Source organism: Bradyrhizobium sp. T-12 (assembly GCF_058314695.1).
Window position 1 is genome coordinate 3,863,809 of the sequence record NZ_CM177756.1, and the last position, 8,960, is coordinate 3,872,768.

The window sequence follows — 8,960 nt, forward strand, 5'->3', positions numbered from 1 at the left end:
CGCGCCGGCGGCGCTGGGGTTCGGCGACGACGGTGGATTAAGTTTCGTCACAGCCGCCTCCCGTTAGACCAGGGCGATCGCACTTGAACATTCAGCAGAGGTCGTGAGCAGCGCCTCTCCCACACCGCCAATCAGCTTGGCGGCACCACGGGCACGCTCGGCCGCCCGGCGATGGCAGGCTTTCTCGTGAGGCTCCGCCTGATCCAGAAAAACAGCTCGACCGCGATATCGAAGATGGCAGTGGCATAGAAATCCATCACGACCTCTTCAGCGCGATCGCGCCGGCGCAGCCGCCGACCGCCAGGAGAACGAAGAGCGGTGCGCTGAGATACCCGCCGCGCACAGCCTGCAGGCTGGCGAGAACAAGCAAGGCGATGATGGCGTATCGCATGACACACTCCTTTCGTCGGAGCGTGCCGATATCGGCGCGCCTGCGCCGTGATGGGCATCACGGTTGTCCGAGCAACGCGTTGAAGTCCGCAACCTTCGAAGTCACAGCCCCTACGGAATGTCGCCGGTCTTCCGGCTGCTCCCAATCGAGACCGGCTTGTTCAGGAAATACTCGCGGTTGCCGGTCGCGGCTTCCGCATATTGGTCGATCGCCACGATGATCGCCTGGACGTGAGCATAGCACCACCCTTCCCGCGTCGCCCTGCGGCGCACGTCCTCGAGCGCGATCAGGAACGGCGACAGCTCTCTCTCGTCGTCGAACCATCGTCTGCTCACCACGTCCTCCCGCCGAGCACCCTGCCCTTGGCCGAGCGCGGCTCTGCCGCCTTCAGCGCGTCGCGCTCGGCGCAAAGAGTCTCGACCTTCGCCTCCATTCGCGACAGCAGCGCTTCAGCCGAGGCCGTGCCGATGCCGGCTCGCTGAAGCTGAAGGATCTCCTTCCTCTGCCTGCCCAGCTGGATACGCATCCGTTCGATCTCCCGCCTGAGATAGTCCAGGTCCGGCATTGTTCCGCCTCGCGAATTTTGACTTTGGCTGATGAGAACAAAAACGGAACGAGAAGTCGAGTCCGACGTTGTACGGAGACGGAAAAGGAGACGAGCAATGGCCGAAAATACCCAGAAGGACCCGAAGGACTGGGTTTCCGGGGATGATCCGATGACCGGCGCCCAGGAATCCTACCTAAAGACCCTCGCCGAGCAGGCGCACGAGAGCCCGCCCAAGGACGAGCTGACCAAGGCCGAGGCCTCGGAGCTGATCGACGAGATGCGGCAAAAGGCCGGGCTCGACGAGTGACGCCTCCAATTGCGGAAGCCGGGCCTCGTGTGTATGCAAACGAAATTGGGAATCGAAAATGCCTTATTTCGTTTGCGCCCGCGACGGAGCGGGCCAGATCATTTTGAAGAGAGACACCAGGGAAGCGGCCGAGAAGAAGGCCGCCGAGCTCCGCGACATGGGCTATTTCGAAGTTGAGATCATTGCCAAGGGTGTCGAGAAGGCGGCCTGAAGGAACCGGCGCGCCGGCGGCCGAGTTGGTCGGGCATGACCAAGGAATCACTCCAGCATCAAGCCGATCGCGCCGAAGCTCTCGCCGCGCAAACTGCGGATGGCGAAATCAGGGAAGCACTGTTGAAGGCTGCGGCGGAATACCGGGCGCAGCTTGAGAACGGTGACGGCGAAGCCGAGTCGAAGTGATGCGTTCGGGTCTCGGCACCGCGCCCCTTTAGGAACAACTCCGACAAACCGGAATTCATTCAACAACCGGTGCCGGCATTCTCCCCCTGCATGCCGACACCGACAGCCCCGTGGCGCCGCCGCCGCGGGGCCTTCCTTTAGCAGGTCATCATGAGCGACCGCACAGGCAACGAACCTGCACCCCTGGTGCTCTTCGGCATCGCCATTCTCCCGATCATCGCGGTGCTGGCGTGGTTCGCGTTCTGATTATCATCGGCGATGTTTTGAAGCGCAGGGCGCGCATGGCTCTAAGCTCGTAGGATGAGAAGCCCTGTTGCGGGACCAAACATGATGGGTTTCACAAGTGCTCTCCCCATTCTACGAGCTGGAAAAATTGCAGCGTCCTTCTGGAACAACGTCTGCAAGCGGCGTAGTGATCGACTTCATCGGCGAGAGCGAGAGCGATCGAAGGCCTGCGCCGCTGGACTGCACCGCCCGAATGACCCAAGATAGTTTTGGTGTCAGTGCAGCAGATCGGCCGGCGCGAGTTACGTGCGCCGCAATAAAATTCAGAAAGCGGCAGGGAGCAACGATGCAGCGAAAAAGAAACGTGGCGCTTGATGGTGCGATGGCTGGCCTGGGTCTGGTGGCGGCCATCATGGTCATTGCGATCTCGCCTGCATGCGCCGACGATTCCGCCAACATACCGCCCGCGCTCAAATGCGCTGAACTGACCGGCTGGAAGATGCCGGGATCAACGGCAACAGTCACGAAGGCCGAGCTGGTGCCGGAGGCGCCGCCGGGGACGGTGCAGCCGTCGCCGCCGGCGCCGGCCACCGTATCGGTGGCGCTGCCGCCGAACTGCCGCGCGGATGGCGTGATCGATCAGCGCGTCGGCGTCGAGGGCAAGTCCTACGCGATCGGCTTTGCCGTTGCCCTGCCCGATCGCTGGAATGGACGGTTTTTGTTTCAGGGCGGCGGCGGTTTGAACGGCTCGATCCGGCCGCCGCTGGGTTACCAGGCGGCCGGCGAGGTGCCGGCGTTGGCGCGCGGCTTTGCCGTGGTCTCGACCGATAGCGGTCATCAAGGCGCGGTGTTCGATGCCTCGTTCCTGAAGGACCAGGAAGCCGCGCTCAACTTCGCCAATGCATCCGTCGGCAAGGTGACGATGGCCGCCAAGGCAATCGTCGCGCATTACTATGGCCAGCCCGCAAAACGGTCCTATTTCACGGGGTGCTCGACCGGGGGCCGTGAAGGCATGCTGGCGTCGGCGCGCTATCCCGAACAATTCGACGGCATCGTCGCCGGCGCGCCTGCGATGCGCACCGGCAACTCGAACATCGGTCTCGCCTGGGCCAACGCTGCCTTCAGCCAGATCGCGCCGAAAGATCCGTCCGGCAAGCCGGAGCCCGCCAAGACGTTTTCCGCGGCCGAGCGCAAGCTGATCACGAACGCGATTCTCGATGCCTGCGACGCCGAGGACGGCGTCAAGGATGGACTGATCTTCGACGGCAAGGCCTGTCAATTCGATCCCGCGGTCCTCACCTGCAACGGCGACAAGACGGATTTCTGCCTAGCGCCGCCGCAGGTCGATGCCTTGAAGAAAGCTTTTGCCGGACCGAAGAATTCACGAGGCGCGCAGGTCTACCCGCCCTTCCCGTGGGACAGCGGCGTGGCCGCCGAAGGCGTTGCCATTCCCGGCATCCTGACAACAGGCGCGCGCAGCCCGGTCGGACCGCCGGTTTGGGACAGCATCGACGTCGATCAACTCGAAGACCGGGTCAACGCGAGCGGGTTGGATCGCCTCACCAACACCGCCTACTGGACCAACCTTTCGAGCTACTTCGGCCATGGCGGCAAGCTGCTGTTTTACCACGGCGTGAGCGATCCCTGGTTCTCGGCGCTCGACACCGTGAATTACTACGAGCGCATGGCGGCGGATTCCGGCGGCATGGAATTGGTGCGGGAGAAATCGAGCCGGACCTTCCTGGTGCCCGGCATGGGTCACTGCTCGAGCGGCGCAGCGCTCGAGCGTTTCGATCTCCTCAGCGCCGTCGTGAACTGGGTGGAAGACGGCAAGGCGCCCGATGCGGTGATCGCGGCGGGACCAGCCTTTCCCGGCCGCAGCCGGCCGCTTTGCGCCTATCCGCAACATGCGCAATACAAGGGGCAAGGCGATCCGGACAGCGCAGTGAGTTTTGAGTGCAAGTAGCTCGTAGGATGGGTAGAGCGAAGCGAAACCCATCGAGAGCCTTGTCGCGTGACGAAACAGGATGGGCTTCGCAAGTGCTCTACCCATCCTAGGCAAGGTAGCTCGAATGAAATCCGCACTTGTCTTCGGCGCGACCGGCTTCATCGGCTCCCATTTGCTGCGCGACCTGTTGGACAGTCCCGACTATTCGCTAGTTGTCGCGGTGGCCCGCAAGCCGCTGGCGGTGACCCATCCAAAGCTCACGGTGCTGATGGGCGATCTCGCCTCCCTGCCCGCACTCAAGCCGCAATTGGTTTCGGACGAGATCTTCATCGCGCTTGGGACGACGCGCAAGCACACCCCTGACGAGGCCGAGTACTACAAGATCGATCATGATTATCCTTTATTGGCGGCCGAGATCGCCAAGGCGAACGGCGCGCGGTCGGTGTTTCTGGTCACGGCCGTCGGCGCCAACGCCGGCTCCGGCGTCTTCTATCTCAGGACTAAGGGCGAGGTGGAGCGGGACATTCTCTCGCTCGATTTCGAGCACACGCATATTTTCCGCCCGTCGATGATCCTCGGCGCGCACGACGAGGACCGCCCGCGTGAACGCCTCCTCATCGCGATATGGGGCGCGCTCAATCCGCTGCTCGTTGGCCCGGCCGACTGCTATCGCGGGCTCACCGGAAACGACATCGCGCACGCCATCGCCAAAGCCGCGCGGCATCAAACCGATAAGGTGCGAATCTATCATTGGAAGGAGATGGCGGCACTGCTTCGAACGTGATGCAGTCCGAACCGCACCGGCACCGCTCACGCACATTTGCCCCCGCCCCCTGCCCCTCCTCTCCTTTTCCTGCTATTTCCTACACCGCCGTCCGGGCCCAAGACAAAACCCTCCACCCCCAGGGAGCAACAACCATGCGATACCTCCACACCATGCTGCGCGTGCGCAATCTCGATGTCGCGCTGAAGTTCTATGTCGATGCTTTCGGGCTGAAGGAGGTGCGGCGGATCGAGAACGACAAGGGGCGGTTCACGCTCGTCTTCCTGTGCTCGTCCGATGATCTCGAGGCGCTGAAGAAGCAGCCGCAGACGCGCGGCGCGCCGCTGGTCGAGCTGACCTGGAATTGGGACGAAGAGAAGTACGGCGAGGACCGCTTCTTCGGCCATCTCGCCTATGAGGTCGACGACATCTACGCCACGTGCGAGAAGCTGCAGAAGGCCGGCGTCACCATCAACCGGCCCCCGCGCGACGGCAACATGGCCTTCGTCCGCTCGCCGGACCTGCACTCGATCGAGCTGTTGCAGAAGGGCGAGCCGAAGCCGCCGCAGGAGCCGTGGGTCTCGATGCCCAACACCGGCCATTGGTAGGCTCGCGGGAAGGAACAAGCGCTTAGCCCCGGCGTTCACTCTCCGACAATGCGATTGGAGGAGGAATCCATGGGACGCGGAATTCTGCTGTGGCTGCTGGGCGTGCCGATCCCGGTGATCATTCTGTTGTGGCTGTTCTTCGGCCGCTGAGCCACCGGTTCGACTTTGCAATGAAAGCTCCGCCGCGTGCGGAGCTTTTTGCATGAGAGGCGCGCGGCAATCGCGCGTCGCGCGCTTCAGGAAATTCCGCTATCACCCGCAAGCGAGAACGCCGCGGGAGACGCTTTCATGCCTGACACCAAGCTGACAATCTGGGGCCGCGCCAATTCGGTCAACGTGCAGAAAGTGCTGTGGTGCCTCACCGAACTCGGCCGCGCTTACGAGCGCATCGACGCCGGCATGAGTTATGGCAGGACGCGCGAGGCCGAGTATCTCGCCATGAACCCCAATGCGCGGATCCCGACGCTGGTCGAGGGCGACTTCGTGCTGTGGGAGTCCAATTCGATCATGCGCTATCTCTGCCTCGCGCATGGAGGCGGCACGCCGCTCTATCCCGAAGCGCCGAAGCAGCGCGCCTCGGTCGACCGCTGGCTCGACTGGACGCTGTCGACCGTGCAGCCGGTCGACCGCCCGGTGTTCTGGGGCATCGTGCGCACGGCGCCCGCCGAGCGCGACATGATCCAGGTGCAGCGCGATGCCGATGCCGCCGCCGAGGTCTGGGCGATCGCCGACCGCCTGCTCTCCTCGCGCCGGTTCATGGAAGGCGAGGCGTTCACGCTGGCCGACATCGCACTCGGCTCCTATGCGCGGCGCTGGCTCGGCGTCGAGGGCATCTCCCGGCCGGCGCAGCCGCACCTGACGCGCTGGCTCGCCGAGCTCGGCAAACGGCCCGGATTTGCACAACATGTCGCACCGCCGATGTCGTGAGCCGGCGGCGCGGCGTAAGCCGCTGTGACAATGCGATGAATCCGCATTTCGACGCGAGCGAGGAGCGTCAACCCGGCACTTGACGGCTACTGTGCATGGGGTTGTTTTCGCGTTTTCGTTTTTGGCCTAGCGCCAGCCGCGCTCGACCAGCAGTACGCAGGCGATCAGCACCAAGGTTACTGCCGCGATGGCCAGCCGCGCGGTCCAGCTGAAGCCGCGGCCGATCCACCACAGCAGCGCGCAATACATCAGGACAGGAACGAGGATGTCGAGGCGCAGCAGATCCGCCGGCATGGCCTCAGCGCCTGACGGTGGTGTCGATGCTGATCGAGCCGCCGATCTTCACGCAGGTGCCGGTGCCCTCGACCATGACGAAGCGCGGGCCATAGGAGGCGCAGGAGCCCGCCCTTGCCTTGCCGGCCGCGCCCTTCAGCGGTGCGGTGGTCGTGCCCGCCTGGGGCCGCTCGGCAGGGGGCAGACGCAGGGCCTCCGCGGCCACGGCGGCGGACGTGACGAGCAGCGAGATCAGGGTGAGGAGCGGCGTGCGCATGGCGGCGTTCTAACCCGACGAGGCGTGGCGCGCCATCGGGGCGGCGATGCCGGCGATCAGATGAACTTGATGCCGGCCGATTTGCCGCGGCGCCAGACCACCTGGCAGCTCCGCCCGGTGCGCGCATCGCGTGCGAAGGCGAGCCGGATCACGCCCGGGAGCTGGCTCGCATCGTCGTCGAGCGTGATCTTGGCGCCCGAATCGGAGATGTCCTGGACCAGGCAATGCCGCGCGGCGAAGCCGCCGTCGAGCGTGATCCAGGCGTGCTGCGACAGCAGCTTGCGGGCTGCGCGCTTTTTCGGCGGTGGCATTGGCGAGAGATCTCCCCTTCCAGCGCTACTCACGGAACCCTAAGAAACCGTTGAAATCGCCTCCTGATCATCCCTCGGCCGAGGCTATCCACCGGAGCCAAAAGAGCGGCCCGAACGGCTTGCCCGGAGGCAGAAAGGCCACTATACGTTCGCCCGCTGCAAGCCGCCGGGCCCTGTTCGGCCGGCCAGCGGCCCTGCCGGGAACAACGGCAAGGCCCTGAGTTTGCTCCCTTCGTCTATCGGTTAGGACGCCACCCTTTCACGGTGGAGAGAGCGGTTCGATTCCGCTAGGGAGCGCCAGCGCGCAAGGCGGCGGCCATTAGCCGTCGGCATTTCACCGCTCCCCATGAACCTGTCCGCCGCTCGCCAGCGACCAATGTCCATTGGAACCGGTCTGGCCCATGGCACAACGCTACCCCGAGATTGAAGCTTCGTCCGGCGCGTCCGCAATGACGCCGGGCCTTCCGCCGTGGCTGAGCCATCCCCGCCCGCACCCATCGGACCGCCGCGCCAAGATGCTGGAGCACATTGCGCGAGCCAGATCGCTTCCTCAGCGCCAAGCCGGAGTCGCATCAGTGCCCCTGCCATCTGGCGATGGCATTGCGAACGTTTTCGGCGATGTCCTCGGCCATGCGATCCTGTTCGGCGTCATCGCTCTGCTCGTCCAGTCGCGCATTCCTCTTTATCTCGGGGCGTTCATCTTCCTGAACGACGATGGGCGCATCGAGCGCACGCTGGCAGCGCTCGGTATCCGGCTCGAGCCCGAAACGATCGGCGCAGACATCGTCAAGCGCTTCCCATTCTGGTTCGGGTTTTTTGCGTTGCTTGGCGTTTTGAAAGGCGCCGGCCCCGCCTGGCTCGCGCCATGGATGCCTCCAGCGGAGCCGTGGTCTTCCCTCGCAGCGATTGGTCTGCTGCTTGCGCTCGTCGAAGCATCTTCGGCGCTCGCGATGCGGCGGGCTTTGCCGCTTGTGGGATTGGAGATCAGCCCGAGCGGCTTGACCTGGGCGACGATTCAGTTCGCCCTCGCTGTCGTCGCGCTGGCCTTGCTGGTGCAGTCGGGATTTCTGTAGTCGCCGCGCTGCGCGGTAACAACGTACTCAATGACGACGTTGTGAGCGGAGCTTGCGGCAAAACGGGTCGTTATGCCGCGCTTTCCGCTGCATGGAGTCGGCGCGCGTTAACCGGAAATTTACCCCCGCTTTTGAGCGCCGGTATCATTTGCTTAGAATTTGATCGCTACCGTGGAATTACGGAATCGATCCCGAACATCATTGGTCCCCCATGTCCGTCGCAGAGTTCCTCAGGCAGCGTGCAGTGGACGTCACCGTGAACGGCAGCTACTCGCTGCCGCGCTGGTATGATTGCGAGGGCAAGCTGCGTAGCTTCGCCTGCCGCACCAAACGCGTCTCGCCCTTCCGCATGATCGTGGACGTGCCTGTTGTCGGCAAGGTCGGCGAGCGCCTGACCTCCTACTTCCAGGATTTCGGCGAATTCCAGTGCACGATCAGCGCGACGCTGAAATCAGGCTTCCTGATGGAGCTCGACATGACGCGGGCGCGGCGCGCCTGGATGTCGGAAAAGCTCACCTGGCTCGAGAAGAAGCAGAAGGACGAGAGCGTCCAGGAGTTGCGGCGCGACGCCCGCTTCGTCCCCCAGGTCTCCCACACCTTCCTGACGCTCGCCGACGGCAGCACCCATCCGTGCTTCATCATCGACGTCTCGACGGCGGGGGTCGCGATCTCATGCGAGTACGACCCACCGGTCGGAACCCCGCTTGCCGTCGGCGCCTGCGTGGGCCGGGTCATCCGCAAATTCGACCACGGCTTCGCGGTCAAATTCGCCGAGAAACAGCCGCGGGAGGACCTGGTCCGCCTCGTCGTGCGCTCGCCGCTGAAGCAATCGGCCTGAACCGGACCGGCCAATCTTAACTCTTTCTTAACTAAACACTGGAGGCGGCGCCCCTCGCACGATAGGGTGTGCC

At 64.0% G+C, this 8,960-nt stretch carries 16 protein-coding genes, 1 tRNA gene and 1 pseudogene; 11 read left to right on the forward strand and 7 right to left on the reverse strand.

The window, feature by feature from the left end:
- Window positions 1–131: 131 nt before the first annotated feature.
- From AC0WRY_RS18175 to AC0WRY_RS18190, 4 genes are all read right to left on the reverse strand, one after another.
- The gene (locus AC0WRY_RS18175) at window positions 132–257 is read right to left on the reverse strand and encodes a hypothetical protein (protein WP_256438846.1); all 126 of its coding nucleotides are present in this window, start codon (window positions 255–257) and stop codon (window positions 132–134) included.
- On the reverse strand, window positions 257–391 hold the full coding sequence (locus AC0WRY_RS18180) for a hypothetical protein (RefSeq protein WP_256438847.1): 135 nt from the start codon (window positions 389–391) through the stop codon (window positions 257–259). Before AC0WRY_RS18180 ends, AC0WRY_RS18175 begins: the two co-directional genes overlap by 1 nt.
- 110 nt (window positions 392–501) lie before the next feature.
- Complete coding sequence (locus AC0WRY_RS18185; protein WP_194402190.1) at window positions 502–726, reverse strand: hypothetical protein; 225 nt, start codon at window positions 724–726, stop codon at window positions 502–504.
- A complete protein-coding gene (locus AC0WRY_RS18190; RefSeq protein WP_194402191.1) occupies window positions 723–956 on the reverse strand; it encodes a hypothetical protein in 234 nt (77 codons plus the stop codon). Before AC0WRY_RS18190 ends, AC0WRY_RS18185 begins: the two co-directional genes overlap by 4 nt.
- 97 nt (window positions 957–1,053) lie before the next feature.
- Between AC0WRY_RS18190 and AC0WRY_RS18195 the strand changes: the two genes are divergently transcribed.
- From AC0WRY_RS18195 to AC0WRY_RS18230, 8 genes and pseudogenes are all read left to right on the forward strand, one after another.
- Window positions 1,054–1,245, forward strand: coding sequence for a DUF3072 domain-containing protein (locus AC0WRY_RS18195; RefSeq protein WP_194402192.1), 192 nt, complete (start codon window positions 1,054–1,056; stop codon window positions 1,243–1,245).
- 58 nt (window positions 1,246–1,303) lie between these two features.
- On the forward strand, window positions 1,304–1,456 hold the full coding sequence (locus tag AC0WRY_RS18200) for a hypothetical protein (RefSeq protein WP_155253518.1): 153 nt from the start codon (window positions 1,304–1,306) through the stop codon (window positions 1,454–1,456).
- 35 nt (window positions 1,457–1,491) lie between these two features.
- On the forward strand, window positions 1,492–1,644 hold the full coding sequence (locus AC0WRY_RS18205) for a hypothetical protein (RefSeq protein ID WP_194402193.1): 153 nt from the start codon (window positions 1,492–1,494) through the stop codon (window positions 1,642–1,644).
- 724 nt (window positions 1,645–2,368) lie between these two features.
- A pseudogene (locus AC0WRY_RS18210) lies at window positions 2,369–3,241 on the forward strand (tannase/feruloyl esterase family alpha/beta hydrolase); the annotation flags it as partial.
- A gap of 54 nt (window positions 3,242–3,295) precedes the next feature.
- A complete protein-coding gene (locus tag AC0WRY_RS18215) occupies window positions 3,296–3,835 on the forward strand; it encodes a tannase/feruloyl esterase family alpha/beta hydrolase (protein WP_371746363.1) in 540 nt (179 codons plus the stop codon).
- Window positions 3,836–3,896: 61 nt separating this feature from the next.
- A complete protein-coding gene (locus AC0WRY_RS18220; protein WP_491120232.1) occupies window positions 3,897–4,601 on the forward strand; it encodes an NAD-dependent epimerase/dehydratase family protein in 705 nt (234 codons plus the stop codon).
- 134 nt (window positions 4,602–4,735) lie between these two features.
- The gene (locus tag AC0WRY_RS18225; protein WP_194402196.1) at window positions 4,736–5,188 is read left to right on the forward strand and encodes a VOC family protein; all 453 of its coding nucleotides are present in this window, start codon (window positions 4,736–4,738) and stop codon (window positions 5,186–5,188) included.
- A gap of 288 nt (window positions 5,189–5,476) precedes the next feature.
- A complete protein-coding gene (locus AC0WRY_RS18230) occupies window positions 5,477–6,115 on the forward strand; it encodes a glutathione S-transferase family protein (RefSeq protein ID WP_194402197.1) in 639 nt (212 codons plus the stop codon).
- Between the two features lie 126 nt (window positions 6,116–6,241).
- On the opposite strand, the gene AC0WRY_RS18235 is transcribed toward AC0WRY_RS18230, so the two are convergent.
- From AC0WRY_RS18235 to AC0WRY_RS18245, 3 genes are read right to left on the reverse strand one after another with little or no spacing between them, the layout of a single operon-like run.
- Window positions 6,242–6,409, reverse strand: coding sequence for a hypothetical protein (locus tag AC0WRY_RS18235; RefSeq protein ID WP_194402198.1), 168 nt, complete (start codon window positions 6,407–6,409; stop codon window positions 6,242–6,244).
- 4 nt (window positions 6,410–6,413) lie between these two features.
- Window positions 6,414–6,665 carry a hypothetical protein gene (locus tag AC0WRY_RS18240; protein WP_194402199.1) on the reverse strand — a complete coding sequence of 84 codons (252 nt, stop codon included), beginning with the start codon at window positions 6,663–6,665 and terminating at the stop codon, window positions 6,414–6,416.
- Window positions 6,666–6,721: 56 nt separating this feature from the next.
- Window positions 6,722–6,976 carry a PilZ domain-containing protein gene (locus AC0WRY_RS18245; protein ID WP_194402200.1) on the reverse strand — a complete coding sequence of 85 codons (255 nt, stop codon included), beginning with the start codon at window positions 6,974–6,976 and terminating at the stop codon, window positions 6,722–6,724.
- A gap of 225 nt (window positions 6,977–7,201) precedes the next feature.
- Between AC0WRY_RS18245 and AC0WRY_RS18250 the strand changes: the two genes are divergently transcribed.
- From AC0WRY_RS18250 to AC0WRY_RS18260, 3 genes are all read left to right on the forward strand, one after another.
- Window positions 7,202–7,276: transfer RNA gene (locus AC0WRY_RS18250), tRNA-Glu, on the forward strand.
- Between the two features lie 101 nt (window positions 7,277–7,377).
- Window positions 7,378–8,049: a hypothetical protein gene (locus AC0WRY_RS18255; protein WP_491120236.1), complete on the forward strand. Its 672-nt coding sequence runs from the start codon at window positions 7,378–7,380 to the stop codon at window positions 8,047–8,049.
- Window positions 8,050–8,260: 211 nt separating this feature from the next.
- Window positions 8,261–8,887, forward strand: coding sequence for a PilZ domain-containing protein (locus AC0WRY_RS18260; RefSeq protein WP_194402201.1), 627 nt, complete (start codon window positions 8,261–8,263; stop codon window positions 8,885–8,887).
- Window positions 8,888–8,960: the final 73 nt, after the last annotated feature.